The following is a 16,576-nucleotide window of genomic DNA, read 5'->3' on the forward strand; positions in this document are numbered from 1 at the left end:
CTGAGCGGTCGTTCAACGTCACGACACGTTCGCCGACAGTGTCGCAGGACCGGTACGCCACCCGTAAGGGAGTCTCCGCCCCTCCCTGGGTCTCGGGCGCGGTGGCTTGGCCATCCAGCACGACCTGCGTGGCAGCACCGGCCAATCCACGGCTGGCCCCGAGCTTCCACTCCAACTCCGCAATGTCCGAGGCGCCCCACGGATTGCCACCCACCGCCGTGATCTCCGGAACTTGTTGACTCACCTATGCCCCCGCGTGTCTTCGTTCCCGCATCAATGCAAGTCAGAGTGGCGTGGCCGTCGCGTTCTGGACTCGCGAGCATGAAGAGACCGCCTCGCGCGAACTCTGTACACAACGTCCCCACGCTCGCGTGGGGACGTTCCGTGGTAGGCCGCCCATGGCGTCCGCACTTTGCCCGCGCCTTCCGGTTAAGCCATCACAGCTCACCCTCAACTAGTGGCTAGGCGCGTAACGCCCGTGCAATTGCTCAACCCTATTGAGCATGGCTCCAGACCTTCCAAGGACCAGCTCGGGCTCCGCTCGCTGGTCTCTGGCGGTGCCGGAACGCACCGACCGACACCTACAATCGGCGGCCAGTGAGAGCCGCACAGTGATGGCTTCATGCCTCTCCTCGTGGTGACCAGGCGCGGACGTCCCGGCAGCGCCCAACGACGCTCTCGCGATTCGGGTGGTCCACACCGTAGATCAGGCTGTACTGTCAGCACAACAAAAGTGAGAACTCGTGCTGCCAATACACCGATGTCGGCCGTCCTGCTCGGTGCGCATCGACGGCCGCTGGCGGCCATGCGGGCCGCGCGTGAGGACGGCGCCACCTGGGAACAGATCGGCCGGGCCCTGCGGATCACCAAACAGAGCGCCCAGGACTTCTACAAGCGCTGGGAAACCGACCCAGACGCGCTTGATCGCGAACCGACAGACGGCGAGCACTGGTCTCCCGACCGGCGTGACCGCCTCCCCAACATCCGCGCTTGCATGGACGCTCCACGGCCGCCGATGTGACCGGACTCAAGCGCGAACAGGACACCCCGGGCCGCGCATGGGACTCCTGCCGGACATCACATGCGAACTGCGTGCTGCCGCGTCAAAGTCGTGTCCTCTCGGTGTCCCTACGGGTCACCGGCAACGACCTTGGACAGCACAGTTGCACCGCGACGGGCAAGTCCCACACGCGAAACCTGCACTCCACGAGGTCTTGCAGTGCCCGCCGTCATGGATGGCGGGACCCAAGCCCGGCCAGGGCATCGAAGCCGGGCACGGAGCCATGGTCGACGAGCCAGGATGTGAAAACATGCGCAAGGCCCCACCCGCAACCAGCAAGCCCGGCATCCCGCCTAGCGCTCACGCAGGCCGGCGAAGCGAGCCCGACGAGTTGGAAGCACGCATCAGGAAGTTCGTTGACGACCGCCCCCACTTCTCGGCAGACCTCGTAATGGCGATCAATCGAGCACTGACCACGCCGCCCGATCGTCCCTGAGCAGAGTGATGTGGGTCAGGACACCCGGTTGCGAGAGAAGGTTTGCAGCTCGCGACGGTGCGTTGAGCCAGACCTCCTCGATCTCCGGGTCGTCGAGGTAGGGCTGCAGCGGGCCGAACCCGCCGACGGCGTCGGTCACCGCCTGGGCCGCTGCCACGGGATCGGCGAGGGGCGGCACCACGCCGACGCTCGCCCGGGTCGCGTAGTCACCCACCGCGTCGGTGACAAGGCTCGACAGCCCCGCCCGGTCACCGATCGGGTCCAGCCCCCTGCGCCGCACCAGCTCGCGCACCTCGTGCTCGAGGATGCGCGCCCCCTCTTCGCCCATGGCCGATAACGCTAGGGCCAAATGTTCACCTTTGCAGGGCGCCCTGTGGATAACTTTCCCCGCGACCCCGGGGTTATCCACCACATCCACAGGGTTGTCCACATACGCGCAGGTAAAGAGGGTTGTCCGCGGTGTCCGAGATGAACTCGGGGTGGACGCGGGGTGGATATCGTCGACCCCATGAGCTCCCTCCATTCACCTGGCCGCGGCCAGGACCGCTGGCAGGACACCGCGAGCGCGGCGGGCCTACTCGCCGACGACGGCACCGTCGCCGCGACGATCTTCGCCGAGATGTCGGCCCTTGCCGTCCGCACCGGCGCGATCAACCTCGGCCAGGGTTTCCCCGACGTCGACGGGCCCGAGTACGTCAAGCAGGCGGCGATCCGGGCGATCGAGGAGGGCCGTAACCAGTACGCGCCGGGCGACGGCGTGCCGGAGCTGCGCCGCGCGATCGCGGACCACCAGAAGCGGCACTACGGGCTGGACGTCGACCCCGACACCGAGGTGCTCGTGACCACCGGCGCCACGGAGGCACTGGCCGCGACCATCCTTGCGCTGACCCGCGCGGGTGACGAGGTGCTCACGCTGGAGCCGTTCTACGACTCGCACGCGGCGTCGATCGGCATGTCCGGCGCCACGCACGTGACCGCTCCCCTGGTTCCCGGGCCGGACGGCTTCCGCCTCGACGTCGAGGCGCTGCGTGCGGCCGCCACCCCTCGCCTGCGGATGATCGTGCTCAACTCCCCGCACAACCCGACGGGGGCGGTGCTCACCAGGGACGAGCTGGCGGCCGTCGCCGCGGTGGCTCAGGAGCATGACGCGATAGTCGTGACCGACGAGGTCTACGAGCACCTCACGTTCGGCGCCGAGCACATCCCGATCGCCACGCTGCCGGGCATGACCGAGCGGACGCTCACCATCTCGTCGTCGGGCAAGACGTTCTCGTTCACCGGCTGGAAGGTCGGCTGGCTCCACGGGCCCGCCGACCTGGTCACGGCGGTCCGGACGGTGAAGCAGTTCCTCACGTACACGTCCGGCGCACCGTTCCAGCCCGCCATCGCCCAGGCCCTCGCCGACGACGACACGCCCCGCGCCCTGGCTGCGGCCCTCGCCGTACGCCGGGACCTCCTCTGCGCCGGACTCGAAGCGGCTGGTTTCACGGTGAACCGCCCGGCCGGCACGTACTTCGTGATGGCCGACGCGTCGAACCTGATCGGCCGCCTCGGGCTGCGCGACGGCGTCGAGCTGTGCCGCCGTCTGCCCGAGCTCGCCGGCGTGGTGGCGATCCCGGCGGCGGCGTTCTGCCGCGCGGGCTCGCCGACGGCGAAGGCGCTCGCCTCGCACGTGCGGTTCACCTTCGTGAAGCGCGAGGAGGTGCTGCGCGAGGCGGCGACCCGCCTGGCCCGGCTCGGCGTCCCGCTGAGCTAGCCGGCCGCGCCGGGTCGGTCGGCGCGCTGCCCGTCAGCCCCTCAGCCCGCGAGCAGCGAGACCGCCACGGCCAGCATGATCAGCGCGATCACGCCGTCGACCACGCGCCAGGCACCCGGGCGCTTCAGCACCGGGGCGAGCAGGCGCGCGCCGTAGCCGAGGCCGCAGAACCAGAGGATGCTCGACACCATCGCCCCAGCGGTGAAGAGCCAGCGGTCGTCGCCGTAGGTGGCCGCGACCGAACCCTGCAGCAGCACGGTGTCGAGGTACACGTGCGGGTTCAGCCAGGTGAGCGCGAGCGTCGTGAGGACCACCGGGCGCAGACGGCGGCCCGGGCTGTCGCCGAGCGCGCCGTCCTCGGCCGCCGCGAGCTTCGTGTCGCCGCGCACGGCGCGCCAGGCCGCCATCGCGCCGTAGCCGAGCACGACGGCGGCGCCCAGCCAGCGCATCACCTCCACCGCGTCGGGCCAGCGCTCCACCAGCGGGCCGAACCCCGCACCGCCCGCCGCGTAGAGCAGCGCGTCGGAGACCGCGCAGATCGCCGCCACGACGGCCACGTGCTCACGGCGCAGCCCCTGGCGCAGCACGAACGCGTTCTGGGCACCGATGGCGACGATGAGCGAGAGACCGAACCCGAGTCCGGCGAGCAGGGTGAGCATGTCTTCCACGCTAGGCAGCGCAGCGAGTGAAGACCAGTTCAGGTTTTTCAGGGTGCATAAGAAGAACTGAAGACGTCAGACTGTCGACATGCGATGGGACTCCCGCCAGCTCGAAGCGCTGGCCGCCGTGGTGGCCGAGGGTTCGTTCGACGCGGCGGCACGGGCGCTGCACGTGACGCCGTCCGCCGTCAGCCAGCGCATCCGGGCGCTGGAGAACGCGGCGGGCAGCGTGCTCGTGCGACGCGCCCGGCCGGTGGTCGCGACGGCGTCCGGCCAGGCGCTGCTGCGGCTCGCCCGCCAGACGGAGCTGCTCGGCGCGGAGATCGCGGCCGAGCTCGGCGCGAACGATCCGCACGGGCACCCGGACGGACGGGAGGCCGACGGCGGCACGCCCGCCACCTTCGTGACCGTGCCCCTCGCCGTCAGCGCTGACTCGCTGGCCACCTGGGTGCTGCCCGCCCTCGCCCAGGTCGAGGGGGTCACGTTCGACCTGCACCGCGCGGACGACAGCCGCACCGCGGACCTGCTCCGCGAGGGGGTGGTGATGGCAGCGGTCACGTCGCAGACGGCGCAGGTCCAGGGCTGCCGCAGCACTCCGCTCGGCATCATGCGCTACCGGCCGGCCTGCACTCGCGCCTTCGCGCGGCGCTGGTTCCCCCACGGCCCGACGGCGGAGGCCCTGGCCGCCGCACCGGTGGTCGTCTTCGACCGGACGGACGATCTGCAGGACATGTTCCTGCGGGAGCGGGCGCCGGGGGCCAGGCCGCCGCGGCACCACGTGCCGAGCACCGTCGAGTACGAGGAGTCGATCCATCTCGGGCTCGGCTGGGGCATGCTCCTGGACACGCCCTCCCTCGGGGGACGCGCCGCCGGTGACGACATCGCGCTGCTGGAGCCCGGCACGACCGTCGACGTCCCGCTCCACCTGCAGCAGTGGAAGCTGCGCTCGACCGTGCTGGACAGGGTCACGGCAGCGCTGCGAAAAGAAGCAACACGAGAGCTACTACCTGCGTGAAATCTGGACGTACCCCCATCATTAACCGTGATTCAGTCTTCTGCACTTCCGAATCATGAACCGGACATCCCGTGCCCGACTTCTTACCGTTCAGGCATGCTCTCCGCCCTCGCAGGCATGGCTTTCGGTCTCTCGCTCATCGTCGCCGTCGGGGCGCAGAACATCTTCGTTCTCCGCCAGGGGCTGCGCCGTGAGCACGTCGGACTCGTGGCCGGCATCTGCGCCCTCAGCGACCTCGTGCTCATCTCGGCAGGGGTCGGCGGGCTGGGTTCCATGATCCAGAGCGCGCCGCTCGTCGTCGAGATCGCGCGCTGGGCCGGTGCCATCGTCGTCCTCGTCTACGGGGGCATGGCCGGGTACCGCGCCGTCAAGGGGCAGCGGGTGGTCATGGGCCGGCACAGCGTCACGGACCGGACGGTAGGCGCCGCCGTCGCCACGACGCTCGCCCTGACCTGGCTGAACCCCCACGTCTACCTCGACACCGTGGTGCTCGTGGGCGGGCTCGCCGCGACGCACGGCGACGACCGCTGGTGGTTCGGGCTCGGCGCCTGCGTCGCCAGCACCGCCTGGTTCGTCGCACTCGGCTACGGGGCGCGCTACCTCGCGCCGCTCCTGGAGAAGCCGGGCGCGTGGCGCGTGCTCGACAGCGTCGTCGCGGTGACCATGGTGGTCGTGGCGGCGTCGCTGATTCTCGGCGGGTCCTGAGCCGTCAGTACCCGTCAGTCCGCGTCAGGCACAGACGCCGTCGAGCAGGACCTCGGGGCTCGGGCTGGGCTTCGGCGTCTCGGGCTTCGTCGTTCCCTCGCCACCGGTCTCGGTGCCGTCGCCGCCCGTCCCCGTCTCGCCACCGGTCTCGGTGCCCTCGTCGGTCTCGCCGGTCCCGGCGTCACCGCCGTCGCCCTCGGTGCCGCCCTCGGTCCCACCTTCGCTCGCGCTCGGCGAGCCGGACGGCTCCGCCTCGGGCAGCACCACGCTGTCGGGCGGGGTGTCCGCCGCCATGCGCTGGAAGATCTCGGCGGCCTCCGGACCCCAGCCGATCCCGCTGGCGGTCCCCTCGGTGGTGTCGTAGACCGGGATCTTCGTCATCACGATGTTGCGCTTGTCGATCTCCCGGAGCGACCAGGCGAGGCCCGCGACCTTGCCGGGGTCGGCGATGTCCGGGTCGGCGCTCAGCGAGCCGAGCGCCGCGTTGATCAGGCGAAAGGTCTTGGTCGGGTCGGCCAGCGTCTCGGCGGACAGGATCTGCCGCAGGGTGGCGTTGATGAACGCCTGCTGCCGCTCGATGCGGGTCAGGTCGCTACCCATCTCGAGCCCCATGCCGGTGCCCTTGCGCACCCGGAGGAACTGGATGGCGGTCTTGCCGTCGAGCCGGTTCTCGCCCGCGGGCAGGTCGATCCGCGCCGACCGCGGGTCGCCGTGCAGCGCCTCGGGCAGGCACATCTTGACGCCCCCGAGCGCGTCGACCACGTCGATCACACCGTTCATCTTCACGACGGCGTGGTTGGTGACGGTCACGCCGGTGATCGCGTTGACGGTGTTGATCGTGCACGCGGCGGCATGCTTGAGCGACGTGTGGCCGCTGCCGACCTCGAACGAGGCGTTGAACTTGTCACGGTACGGCTGGCTCTGGCTGCCGTCCGGCAGCTGGCAGGACGGGATGTCCACGAACGTGTCGCGTGGCAACGACACGATCTCGATCCACTTCCGGTCCGCGGCGATGTGCACCAGCATGGTGGTGTCGGACCGCATGCCGCTGACGGTGCCGCCGATGTCGGCGTTGCTCCCGTCGCGGATGTCGGTACCCATGAGCAGCAGGTTGACCGGCTCGTCCTTGAACGGGTCCGACGGGTCCTTGGGCTTGACCTGCTCGGCCACCAGGCCGTCCAGGTCCTGGACCTCGATCTGCGAGATCGCGTTGTGGTACGCCGTCGCCGCCGCGGCGGAGCCGAACGCCATCACCCCTACGAGGCTCATCGTGACGCCTCGCACCACGAACATCTTGCGCCAGCTACGCACGTGCCGGGGCTGGCGTTCGCCCGATCGAGCGTGCCGGGGTACCCCTTGGATAATCTCGCCGACAGGTCGGACTGCCGTCCAGAAGTCACTCGCCACGCCCCAGAGACTATGGCCTCGGTGCAACAAACGTGTAAATAACCCTCGCACTTCCCAGGCAGGTTCCAGCCCGTGACAGGGCGTCAGTCGGCGCAGACGCCAGGCAGCAGCGAGGGCGACGGAGACGGGTCCGGCCGGTTCGACGGCGTCGTCGAACTTTCCGAGCCGCCCTCAGCGCCGCCCGCCGAGCCGCCCTCCTCGCTCGCGTCCGGCGCGGGCGTCTCGCGCCCCGGCGGCGGTTCGTCGGCTGCCAGGCGTGCCCAGATCGCTGCAGCGTCCTCGGTCCAGACCACCCGGTTGGGATCCGTCGGGGCAGCCACGACAGGCAGCTCCGTGAACACGATGTCGGCCGGGTCGATGTCCCGGATGCTGAAGGCGAGGCCGGCCAGCGCCGCCGGGTCGGCCAGGCTCGGGTCGGCCGAGATCGCGCCGAGCACCGCACGGATGGTGCGGTAGAGCTGCGGCGAGTTGGTCACGACGTTCTGGTCCAGGACCTGGCGCACCAGCGAGTCGACGAACGCCTGCTGCCGTGCGATCCGCGTGAGGTCGCTGCCCTGCTCCAGGCCGAGCCCCGTGCCGTGGCGGGCCCGCAGGAAGCCGATGGCCTGGCGCCCGTCGAGGGTCTGCTCCCCGGCGGGCAGCTCGAAGCGCCCGTACGCCGGGTCCTGCACTAGCGGTTCGGGCAGGCACATGCGCACGCCGCCGAGCGCGTCGACGACGTCGACCACACCGTCCATCTGCACGACCATGTGGTTGGTGACCGGGACGTCGGTGAGGCTCTGTACCGCGGAGAGCGCGCAGGCCGCGGCGTACGTGAGGTCCTCCTCGGCGCCGCCGCCGATCGTGAACGCGCTGTTGAACATGCCGTACGTGGCGCCGGACTCGCTGCCGTCGGGCAGCTCGCAGGAGGGGATCTCGACGAGCGAGTCGCGCGGGATGGAGACCACCTCGATCCGCGACCGGTCCCCGGAGACATGGACGAGCATCGTGGTGTCCGACCGCATCCCGCCGTCGCCGGCGCCGGCTATCTCGGTGTTCTCGCCGCCGCGCAGGTCGGTGCCGAGCAGGAGGATGTTGAGGCTGCGTCCGGTGAACGGGTCGTCGGGATCCGCGGGCTTCGGTACCTCGACCAGGCCGGAGACGTCACTGACGCCGATCTCGTCCTTGAGGTCCAGGTACACGGCCGCTGCGGCGACGCCGGCGAGCGTGACAGCGCCGACGACGAATAGCGTCACGACTCGCGCGACGCGGTGACTGCGCTGGTTGCTGAGGTGCCGGGGCACATGCGGAGCATAGGCATGTACCCCGGCACGGGGCCCGTTAAGTGGTGCTGCTCAGCTCGGTGCGGCTGCTCAGCTCACCGCGGCGACGCCGAGGTCCGGGTTGTCGGTGAAGAAGCCGTCCAGGCCCGCCTTCATGAAGACGCGGATCTCCGCCACGAGGTCGCCGATCCCGTTCGGGTCGGTCGAGGACCGGAACTCGGCGGACATGAACTGGTTCTCCCGCCGGAAGGTCCAGGTGTGCACCTCGAGCCCGACGCGGTGCGCGTCGCGGATCACGGCGCTCGGGGCACCGAGCGTGCCGTCCGCCTCGCGCGGGATCAGCACGTTCTTCTCGGCGCCGATGCCGTCGGCGTAGGACGCGATCTCGCGCAGCCCGCTCCGGGTGACCAGGTCCGCGTAGGTGCGCGGGTCGCCGTCGGCCACGAAGTCGTAGGGCGCGCCGCTGCTGCTGATGAGCTGGCCGAGGCGGACGTCGGTCATGTCGTCGAGATCCTGCAGGTTGCCCACCTCGAAGGACTGGACGATCACCGGGGCGTCGGCGCGGTCGAAGCCGTTCCGGCCCAGCTCGCGCACGAGCGGCTCCTCCAGCGACAGGCCGATCGAGTCGAAGTACGTCGGGTGCTTGGTCTCCGGGTAGACGCCGACGGGCGCGCCGTCGCAGGTACGGCTGTTGCGCGCCAGGTCGAGGACCTCGTCGAGGGTCGGGACGAGGTAGAGCCCGTCGAACGCGACGTTCTGCGGCCGGACCTGCGGCAGGCGCTCCTTGGCGCGCAGGGTGCGCAGCTCGGCGAGCGTGAAGTCCTCGGTGAACCAGCCGGTGATCGAGGTGCCGTCGATGGTCTTCGTGGTGCGGCGGTCGGCGAACTCCGGGTGGGCGGCGACGTCGGTCGTGCCGCTGATCTCGTTCTCGTGCCGCGCGACGAGCACGCCGTCCTTGGTGGAGACCACGTCGGGCTCGATGTAGTCGGCGCACTGGTTGATGGCGGTCTCGTACGCGGCGAGCGTGTGCTCGGGCCGGTAGCCCGAGGCCCCGCGGTGCCCGACGACGGTGACGCCGTCGTCCGTCACCCGCTTCTTCCTGAGGTCGACGAGGGCCATCTCGGTGTCGTCCGGCGTGCCGGTGACGCGCGCGTCGTTGCCCGGGTAGTTGTTGTCGTTGCCGATCAGCAGCGTGTCGCGGTCCACGAACAGGACGGTCTCGAAGGACTGCACGGGCAGGCTGAAGGTGTCGCCGAGGCCGTAGCCCTCGCCCTTGTCGATGCCGCGCGGGTTCGCGATCCGCAGGGCGTCGACCACGAGCTCCTTCTTGACGAAGCCGTCGCGGTCCTTCCGGCCCAGGTCGATCTCGTAGACGCGCTTGGTGACCGCCTGGTCACCCTCGAAGTCGTCGCGCTCGATGAGCAGCATGGTGTCGCGGCCGGTCGCGAACGCGTCGCCGATGACGTTGGCCTGCTGGTCGGTCTGGTACGCCCAGCGCTTGCCCGTGTACTCGCCGCGGCGGGTGTCGAACTGGTAGATCCAGCGGCGGCGGACGTCGGCGTCGTCGGCCAGAGCGCCCTCGACCACCGGGTAGAGGTAGCGACCGCTCGAGGCCATCGCCTCGAAGCCGCGGCTGCTCCCGACGTTCGGCTTCTCACCGGGCTCCAGGTACGGGTTGCCGGGCGACCTGCCGTCCGGGAACTCGTACGGGGCCTCCAGCAGCGTGCCGTCCTCGTCGAAGTGCAGCAGGAACGGGCCGAACTCCTCGCCCACCCAGAACGTGCCGTCCGTGGCCCGGACGAGGGACTCGATGTCGAAGTCGGCGCCCGTGAGCAGCCGCTCGTCGGTGTCCTCGTTGACGATCTCGAAGTCGAGGACGTCGTTGCGGTCGTTGTACTCGACGAAGTCGAGCACCTTGATCGCGCCGGAGCCCTTGCTGCCGGTGTTCCACTGGGGGCGCACGAGGTAGTTGCGCAGGAGGAAGTCGGCGGAGTTGCCCTTGGCCCCGAAGCCGTTGTCCGGCTGGGCCCAGAAGGTGCCGTCGTGGTTGTCGACCATCGCGGAGAAGCCGGGGATCACCTGGCCGTCCCAGGGGCCCTGCCGTCCGTTGCCGGGCGAGGCCGCGGCGCCTGACGGCGGGCCTTCGGCCAGGTAGTCGGCCGACAGCGTGGCGCGACCGGCCAGGGTGGCGGCGAGGTAGGTGCCGCCGTGGTGCTCAGAGCTCGGACCGGGGCCCTGCTGGGGCGCTGCGACGGCGACGGCCGCGGGGAGCAGCAGCGAGGCGGCCGCGGCGGCGGCCACCGCGCGCGAGGCGCGGGTGCGCATGGGTGTACTCATGCGTGCGAGCCAAGACTGCGGAGCCGACGTCCCGGTGAATCCCGCCCGACCTCGGGATGAACACTCAGATCGGTGCGTGCCAGCCGCCCTTGCGGTACGCCGGGGTCGCCGTGGCCAGCACGACGAACGCGGCGAGCCCCGCGCCGAGCATCACCGACGACATGGCGACGGTGTCGCTGCCCAGCAGACCGACGATCGGCGACACGATGCCTGCGAGCAGCGACTGGATGGCGCCGATCATCGCCGCCGACGTGCCGGCGATCTCGCCGTGCCGGGACATGGCCAGGGCCGACGCGTTGGCCGGGATGAGGCCCTGGAACGCCAGCACCAGCCACAGGGCCACCAGCAGGCCGATCAGTCCGCCGAACTCCGTGATCGCGACCACGAGCAGGACCAGGGACATCACGAGCTGCGCCACCAGGGCCGTGCGGAGCAGGCGAATAGGTGCGACCCGGCGCACCAGCGCCGCGTTGACCTGCGCGGAGAGCACCAGGCCGAGCCCGTTGATCGCGAACAGGAGCGAGAACTGCCCGTGCGTCAGCCCGTATCCCTGCTGGAACACGAAGGGGGAGCCCACCACGTAGCTCAGGAGCGCGCCCATCGCGAGCCCGGGGATGAGCGCCAGCGCCATGAAGTGCTTGTCGCGGAGCAGCGTGCGATAGCCGCGCACCACCGACGACGCGCCTCCGGTCGTGCGGCGGGCCACCGGGTTGGTCTCCGGCATCACGAAGAACACGATCACCGCGAGCGTGGCGCCGATCAGCGCGAGCACCACGAAGATCCAGCGCCACTCGAACGCCTCCAGGACGATCGAGCCCAGCGACGGCGCGAGCATCGGGGCCACGCCGATCACGAGCATGAGGCGCGACAGGATGCGGGCGGCCTCGGCGCCCACGAAACGGTCCCGCACGGTGGCCATGGCCGCGACGCTCGCCGCCGAGTTGAAGAAGCCCTGCGCCAGGCGGAGCCCGATGAGCAGGTGGATGTCGTCCACGACGGCGCAGGCCAGCGAGACCAGGACGTGCATGCCGATGCCGATCATCAGCGGCAGACGACGGCCGAAGCGGTCGGTCAGCGGGCCGATGACCAGCTGGCCGAGCGCCCCACCGACGAGCATGCAGGAGACGGTGAGCTGGGCGAGCGCGTCGGAGGTACCGAGGTCGGCGGCGACCTGCGGCAGCGCGGGGAGGTACATGTCGACGGTGAGGGCGGGCAGGCACGCCAGCGCACCGAGCATGATCACCCACTTGAGGGCCGATCGAGACGACGGAGCGCGGCGCGCGGGCATGACTGAGGGCACGCTCGACGGCGCTTCGGATGGCATGGCCCCCATTCTATCGAATCGATACGACCATGAACAGAGTGATCTCGATCTCCCACCTCGCGCACGCCGCGATCACCGGTCCCGCGAGTGTCAGTGGCTCAGGGCATGCTGGTCCTATGTGCGGACGCTTCGCCTCTTTCACGGACACCCAGGACCTCGCTGACGAGCTCGCGATCGCCGAGCTCGCCGAGGACGCGCGGCTCTTGCCGCCGTCCTGGAACGTGGCGCCCACCGACCCGGTGCGGATAGTGGTCGAGCGCGCCGCCAAGGGCTCGGCGGAGGTGACGCGGTCCATGCGGCTGGCGCGCTGGGGGCTCGTGCCATCCTGGGCCAAGGATCCTGGCGTGGGCGCCCGCATGATCAACGCACGGTCCGAGTCCCTGCTCGACAAGCCGGCGTTCGCCAAGCCGTTCGCGGCTCGGCGCTGCCTCGTGCTCGCCGACGGTTACTACGAGTGGCGCAAGCTGGTGTCGCTCACGGCGCCTGGTTCGAAGAAGGTCCCGAAGCAGCCGTACTGGATCCACCCCGCGGACGCCGGCGTCGCCGCCTTCGCCGGCCTGTACGAGTTCTGGCGCAACCCCGCGGCGAGCGAGACCGACCCGGACCGGTGGCTGGTGTCGGCCACCGTGGTGACCCGGCCGGCCTCGGACGCCATGGCGGCGATCCACGACCGCATGCCGCTCGTGCTGCCGCAGGACGCCTGGGACACGTGGCTGGACCCGGCAGTACGCGACGCGTCCGAGCTGTTGACGGTGGACAACGCGCCGCTGACCACGCGGCCGGTGGGTGACGCCGTCGGGAAGGTGCAGAACAACGGGCCGTCGCTGATCGAGGTGGACGCGGAGCCGAGGGATCCGGAGCCGGTACTGGTCTGATGAACCTCAAGGGTTCGCTTCGCGCTTCTTCGTTGCGTATATGCAACTCGGCAGGCGGGTGCCGTAATTCCTCTACACACTTGGGGCATAACGATCGAGACCCCACAGCGGCGCTGAGCCCGCAGACTACACATAGGCCAGATCGGCACCTACGTCGCGATGGTCGACGGCGAGATCCGAAAGCCGGACCTGCACGCGCAGACAGTCGGGATCCTGCTCTGCACCGAACGCAACGACGCCACTCTCGACTACGCGCTCGCAAGCACCGCATCCCCCGTCGCAGTAGCTCTCTACGAGGGCCTGACGCCGGAGGAGCGCGCCGCGCTCCCCAGTCCTGGAGAACTCGAGACTGTCATCGAAGAGGAGATCCAGGTCCAGGAGTCGCTCATCGCGGCGCCCCCAGCAGCGGCTGGTATGCGCTGACAGTGGGTGCCAGGTGGGCTGAACTGCGTTCAGCTCAACCCCGGATGTGTGGCGTCTGCTGAATAGTTCAGCTCACCCGAAACAGGCGAGGCTGACGTTGACGTAGTTCAGCAAGCCTGACACCTGCCACCCGGGTCTGCCTTGCCTCGGGCCCGCGCGCGACGCCGCCCCGAGGGCCGGCGGCCTACCCGGCCAGCGGCACCTCGTCGAGCGTCCGGATCCGGTCCGCGACCTCCGGGTACCGGTCGTGCCGGTCCAGCAGCACCGCGCCCATTCCGGCGTCGAACGGACCCTGGAAGTCCTTCTCCACGTCGTTGCCGACCATCAGCACGTCACCCGGCGCGACGCCGAGGACCGCGCACGTCGCGGCGTAGGCGCGGGGGTCGGGCTTGCCCGCCGGCAGGTCGTCCGACGCGACGACGACGTCGAGGTGCTCCGCCAACCCCGTCCGGTCGAGCTTCTGCCGCTGGTGGGCCGAGTCGCCGTTGGTGAGCAGCGCGACGACGAGGCCCTCGTCGCGCACCCGGCGCAGGGCGGGCACGGCGTCGTCGAACGCGACCCAGGCGCGCTCGTAGCGGGACAGGTATCCCGAGAAGAGCTCGTCCGCCTCGGCGTCGGTGGCGTCAGCGCCCAGGAACTCGCGTACCCGGACGCGCCGCTGGTCCTGGAAGGTGATCTCACGGCGCTGGTAGCGCGCGTAGGCCTCCTCCGCGATGGCGAGCCACGCGGCTGCCAGCTCTTCCACGTCGTCGAGGCCAAGCCCCAGCTCGGGCAGCCAGTCCAGGAGCGCCGTGCGCGAGGCGCCCTCCTGGTCCACGAGCGTGTCGTCGAGATCGAAGAGAACGACTTTCAGCACGTCCGCATCGTGTCATACAGCGACACCCCGCCACGCTGTGGGTTTGTACTCGGACTATTTCCGATTAGGTTGCTGTGCCGAACGGAACCTACTGGACGGTGCGGGCGCAGGACGCCGGCTCCGCCTCTGACGGACCTGGAGTCATGACTACAACCACCGCCACGCATTCCGCCGCCGCGCCGCCCGCCGGGCCCTCACCGGAGCCCACCAAAGAGAGGCGCGACACCGGGCCTCGGGACTCCGTCGGGACCATGACCAGGCGTTTTCTGCCGGAGGTCCAGGCGCTCCGCGCCCTGGCTGTCGCGCTGGTCGTGATCTACCACCTGCGACCGGACGTCATCCCGGGCGGATACATCGGCGTGGACGTCTTCTTCGTCATCTCCGGGTTCCTCATCACGGGGCACATGCTCCGCGAGGTCCGGGCTACGGGACGGCTGCGCCTCGGCCACTTCTGGGCCAACCGGGCGCGCCGGATCCTGCCCGCGAGCCTCCTGGTCGTGGCGGTGGTGCTGCTGACCACGCCCATCCTCATGCCCATCACGGACTGGGCGGAGATCAGCAGGCAGGGCCTCGCCTCGGTGCTCTACGTGCAGAACTGGGCGCTGGTGGGCAACGCTGTCGACTACCTGGCGTCCGACACCGCCGCCACGCCGTTCCAGCACTTCTGGTCCCTCGCCGTGGAGGAGCAGTTCTACATCCTGTGGCCGCTGGTCGTGCTGGGCGCCGCCGTCGTGGCGCACCGGTCACGCCGTGGACCGCGCGCCCTGACGGTCGCTCTGCTGGTCGCGTTCGGCGTGCTCGTCGCCGCCTCCTTCGTCTGGAACCTCATCACGGTCACCAACGAGGACCCCGCCGCCTACTTCGCCACGACCACCCGCCTCTGGGAGCTCGGGGCCGGTGGCCTGCTCGCCGTCACGATCCGCTACACGGAGCGGTTCCGGCTCGCGCGATCGGCGCTCGCCCTCGCCGGGTTCGGCGCGATCGCGGTGGGTGCCCTGGCTCTGACGGCCAGCACACCGTTCCCCGGCACCGCGGCGCTCCTTCCCGTGCTCGGCACGGTCGCCGTGATCGCCGCCGGCCGCACCTCGGGTATCGGGTCGCTGTCCTGGATCGTGGACCGCGCTCCCGTGCAGTGGCTCGGGAACGTGTCGTACTCCCTCTACCTGTGGCACTTCCCCGCCATCGTGTGGTTCACCGAGTACGCGGGCGGTGAGCCCACCAAGCTGGAGAGCCTCGGCCTCCTCGGCCTGATGCTCATCGCGGCTCATGCCAGCTACACGTACGTCGAGCAGCCGCTGCGGTCCACGGCCTGGCTGAAGAACCATGACCCGCGCTCGCTGGGCCTCGCCGCCACGACGATGGCGCTCGCCTGCGCCCTCACGCTGGTTCCCACGCTGCGCGCGGCGAGCGTCGAACGTGAGTGGGACGCGCTCGCCGACACGGTCGACGTGTCCACCGAGCTGGGCGGCACCTACGGTGCCGCCGCCGCGGCGGACGGCACGATCGACGTGCTCACCAACGGCTCCACCGCCATCCGGCCCAACCCGATCAGCGCGGAGGACGACACGGAGATAGCCCTCCGCTCCTCCTGCGAGGAGTCGGACCTCAGCACCGAGTCCAGCCAGGTCTGCGAGTACGGCGATCCGACGTCGGACACCGTCGTCGCGCTGATCGGTGACTCCCACGCCAGGATGCTCTCCACACCGCTGGTGAACCTCGCCGAGGAGCGCGGCTGGCGCCTTCTCGGCTTCTACCACAACTCGTGCCCCTTCTCCTACGAGGAGCGGGACCTGAGGGCGCGCAGCTGCGAGCTGCTCAACGAGAGGACGATGGCGCAGCTCGCGGAGGTCCGGCCCGACGCGGTGGTCACCTCCTACCTGGGCGAGAGCGAGTTCCGTGACACGGACACGGGCATGGAGCCCGGCGTCAAGGGCTTCGCCAACATCTGGAACGAGGTGCACGAGCTCGGGGCCCGCGTCTACGTGGTGAAGGCGGTGCCAGAGGCCAGGGAGAAGGCCCAGGCCTGCGTGGCGCGGAACTACGACCACCCCGAGCGGTGCGCCATCGACCGCGAGGACGCGATGGTGAACCGCGATCTCGTCGACAAGGCCGCCGCGCGCGCACCGTATGCGAACGTCATCGACCTCACCGACTTCTTCTGCGGGCCGGAGAAGTGCGAGCAGGTCGTCGGCAACGTGCTCGTCTACCGCGACACCAGCCACATCACCGACTCGTTCGCCCTGAGCCTCCAGCCCTACCTGGCGCAGGCGATTCCCGCGCAGTTCCCCTGACCCGGCCCGCCGCCCGTCCCGCCCGTCCCGCCCCTCCCGCCTGTCACGTGGGAGCGGGCGGGACGGGCGGCCCGTGTCACAGGCGACTTCCCAGAGGGTGAACTGGACCCGTCCGGGCAACGTTTCCGCAGGCCCGAGCGTCCATAGGTGCGACAGACTCCTCTGTCCTC

At 70.2% G+C, this 16,576-nt stretch carries 14 protein-coding genes; 7 read left to right on the forward strand and 7 right to left on the reverse strand.

Annotated features, from left to right (window positions below; translation table 11 throughout):
- Nucleotides 1–760: 760 nt before the first annotated feature.
- Entirely contained in the window at nt 761–1,021 is a 261-nt protein-coding gene (locus ACNYC2_RS21775) for a helix-turn-helix domain-containing protein (protein WP_419703789.1), read from the forward strand.
- 437 nt (nt 1,022–1,458) lie between these two features.
- On the opposite strand, the gene ACNYC2_RS21780 is transcribed toward ACNYC2_RS21775, so the two are convergent.
- Nucleotides 1,459–1,824 (reverse strand): hypothetical protein, encoded by a 366-nt coding sequence (locus ACNYC2_RS21780; protein WP_419703790.1) that lies wholly within the window; start codon nt 1,822–1,824, stop codon nt 1,459–1,461.
- 180 nt (nt 1,825–2,004) lie between these two features.
- Here ACNYC2_RS21780 and ACNYC2_RS21785 point away from each other — a divergent pair, with 180 nt between their 5' ends.
- On the forward strand, nt 2,005–3,252 hold the full coding sequence (locus ACNYC2_RS21785; protein ID WP_419703791.1) for a pyridoxal phosphate-dependent aminotransferase: 1,248 nt from the start codon (nt 2,005–2,007) through the stop codon (nt 3,250–3,252).
- 41 nt (nt 3,253–3,293) lie between these two features.
- On the opposite strand, the gene ACNYC2_RS21790 is transcribed toward ACNYC2_RS21785, so the two are convergent.
- The gene (locus ACNYC2_RS21790) at nt 3,294–3,911 is read right to left on the reverse strand and encodes a LysE/ArgO family amino acid transporter (RefSeq protein WP_419703792.1); all 618 of its coding nucleotides are present in this window, start codon (nt 3,909–3,911) and stop codon (nt 3,294–3,296) included.
- Between the two features lie 88 nt (nt 3,912–3,999).
- Between ACNYC2_RS21790 and ACNYC2_RS21795 the strand changes: the two genes are divergently transcribed.
- Both ACNYC2_RS21795 and ACNYC2_RS21800 read left to right on the forward strand, forming a co-directional pair.
- Nucleotides 4,000–4,926: a LysR family transcriptional regulator ArgP gene (locus ACNYC2_RS21795; protein WP_419703793.1), complete on the forward strand. Its 927-nt coding sequence runs from the start codon at nt 4,000–4,002 to the stop codon at nt 4,924–4,926.
- 96 nt (nt 4,927–5,022) lie between these two features.
- Nucleotides 5,023–5,631 (forward strand): LysE/ArgO family amino acid transporter, encoded by a 609-nt coding sequence (locus tag ACNYC2_RS21800; protein ID WP_419703794.1) that lies wholly within the window; start codon nt 5,023–5,025, stop codon nt 5,629–5,631.
- A 24-nt stretch (nt 5,632–5,655) separates the two neighbouring features.
- Here the strand turns inward: ACNYC2_RS21800 and ACNYC2_RS21805 are convergent, their stop codons facing one another.
- The 4 genes from ACNYC2_RS21805 to ACNYC2_RS21820 all read right to left on the reverse strand — a co-directional run bounded on the left by ACNYC2_RS21805 (nt 5,656) and on the right by ACNYC2_RS21820 (nt 11,961).
- The gene (locus ACNYC2_RS21805) at nt 5,656–6,900 is read right to left on the reverse strand and encodes an LCP family protein (protein WP_419703795.1); all 1,245 of its coding nucleotides are present in this window, start codon (nt 6,898–6,900) and stop codon (nt 5,656–5,658) included.
- A gap of 221 nt (nt 6,901–7,121) precedes the next feature.
- On the reverse strand, nt 7,122–8,273 hold the full coding sequence (locus tag ACNYC2_RS21810) for an LCP family protein (RefSeq protein WP_419703796.1): 1,152 nt from the start codon (nt 8,271–8,273) through the stop codon (nt 7,122–7,124).
- 117 nt (nt 8,274–8,390) lie between these two features.
- A complete protein-coding gene (locus ACNYC2_RS21815; RefSeq protein ID WP_419703797.1) occupies nt 8,391–10,637 on the reverse strand; it encodes an esterase-like activity of phytase family protein in 2,247 nt (748 codons plus the stop codon).
- A gap of 64 nt (nt 10,638–10,701) precedes the next feature.
- Nucleotides 10,702–11,961, reverse strand: coding sequence for a multidrug effflux MFS transporter (locus ACNYC2_RS21820; RefSeq protein WP_419703798.1), 1,260 nt, complete (start codon nt 11,959–11,961; stop codon nt 10,702–10,704).
- Between the two features lie 116 nt (nt 11,962–12,077).
- Here ACNYC2_RS21820 and ACNYC2_RS21825 point away from each other — a divergent pair, with 116 nt between their 5' ends.
- Together ACNYC2_RS21825 and ACNYC2_RS21830 are read left to right on the forward strand one after the other, a co-directional pair.
- Nucleotides 12,078–12,836 (forward strand): SOS response-associated peptidase, encoded by a 759-nt coding sequence (locus ACNYC2_RS21825; RefSeq protein WP_419703799.1) that lies wholly within the window; start codon nt 12,078–12,080, stop codon nt 12,834–12,836.
- 141 nt (nt 12,837–12,977) lie between these two features.
- Nucleotides 12,978–13,259, forward strand: a complete 282-nt coding sequence (locus tag ACNYC2_RS21830; RefSeq protein ID WP_419707879.1) for a PDDEXK nuclease domain-containing protein — start codon at nt 12,978–12,980, stop codon at nt 13,257–13,259.
- 184 nt (nt 13,260–13,443) lie between these two features.
- On the opposite strand, the gene ACNYC2_RS21835 is transcribed toward ACNYC2_RS21830, so the two are convergent.
- On the reverse strand, nt 13,444–14,115 hold the full coding sequence (locus ACNYC2_RS21835) for an HAD family hydrolase (RefSeq protein ID WP_419703800.1): 672 nt from the start codon (nt 14,113–14,115) through the stop codon (nt 13,444–13,446).
- A 251-nt stretch (nt 14,116–14,366) separates the two neighbouring features.
- Here ACNYC2_RS21835 and ACNYC2_RS21840 point away from each other — a divergent pair, with 251 nt between their 5' ends.
- On the forward strand, nt 14,367–16,406 hold the full coding sequence (locus ACNYC2_RS21840; protein WP_419703801.1) for an acyltransferase family protein: 2,040 nt from the start codon (nt 14,367–14,369) through the stop codon (nt 16,404–16,406).
- Nucleotides 16,407–16,576 lie beyond the last annotated feature (170 nt).

It is taken from the genome of Promicromonospora sp. NFX87 (genome assembly GCF_048564965.1).
Lineage (GTDB): Bacteria > Actinomycetota > Actinomycetes > Actinomycetales > Cellulomonadaceae > Promicromonospora.

Bases quoted from the DNA above. Each gene is read 5' to 3' on its own strand.
- ACNYC2_RS21775 (WP_419703789.1), top strand. From the start codon at position 761: ATGTCGGCCGTCCTGCTCGGTGCGCATCGACGGCCGCTGGCGGCCATG.
- ACNYC2_RS21780 (WP_419703790.1), bottom strand. From the start codon at position 1,824: ATGGGCGAAGAGGGGGCGCGCATCCTCGAGCACGAGGTGCGCGAGCTG.
- ACNYC2_RS21785 (WP_419703791.1), top strand. From the start codon at position 2,005: ATGAGCTCCCTCCATTCACCTGGCCGCGGCCAGGACCGCTGGCAGGAC.
- ACNYC2_RS21790 (WP_419703792.1), bottom strand. From the start codon at position 3,911: ATGCTCACCCTGCTCGCCGGACTCGGGTTCGGTCTCTCGCTCATCGTC.
- ACNYC2_RS21795 (WP_419703793.1), top strand. From the start codon at position 4,000: ATGCGATGGGACTCCCGCCAGCTCGAAGCGCTGGCCGCCGTGGTGGCC.
- ACNYC2_RS21800 (WP_419703794.1), top strand. From the start codon at position 5,023: ATGCTCTCCGCCCTCGCAGGCATGGCTTTCGGTCTCTCGCTCATCGTC.
- ACNYC2_RS21805 (WP_419703795.1), bottom strand. From the start codon at position 6,900: ATGAGCCTCGTAGGGGTGATGGCGTTCGGCTCCGCCGCGGCGGCGACG.
- ACNYC2_RS21815 (WP_419703797.1), bottom strand. From the start codon at position 10,637: ATGAGTACACCCATGCGCACCCGCGCCTCGCGCGCGGTGGCCGCCGCC.
- ACNYC2_RS21820 (WP_419703798.1), bottom strand. From the start codon at position 11,961: ATGCCATCCGAAGCGCCGTCGAGCGTGCCCTCAGTCATGCCCGCGCGC.
- ACNYC2_RS21825 (WP_419703799.1), top strand. From the start codon at position 12,078: ATGTGCGGACGCTTCGCCTCTTTCACGGACACCCAGGACCTCGCTGAC.
- ACNYC2_RS21840 (WP_419703801.1), top strand. From the start codon at position 14,367: ATGACCAGGCGTTTTCTGCCGGAGGTCCAGGCGCTCCGCGCCCTGGCT.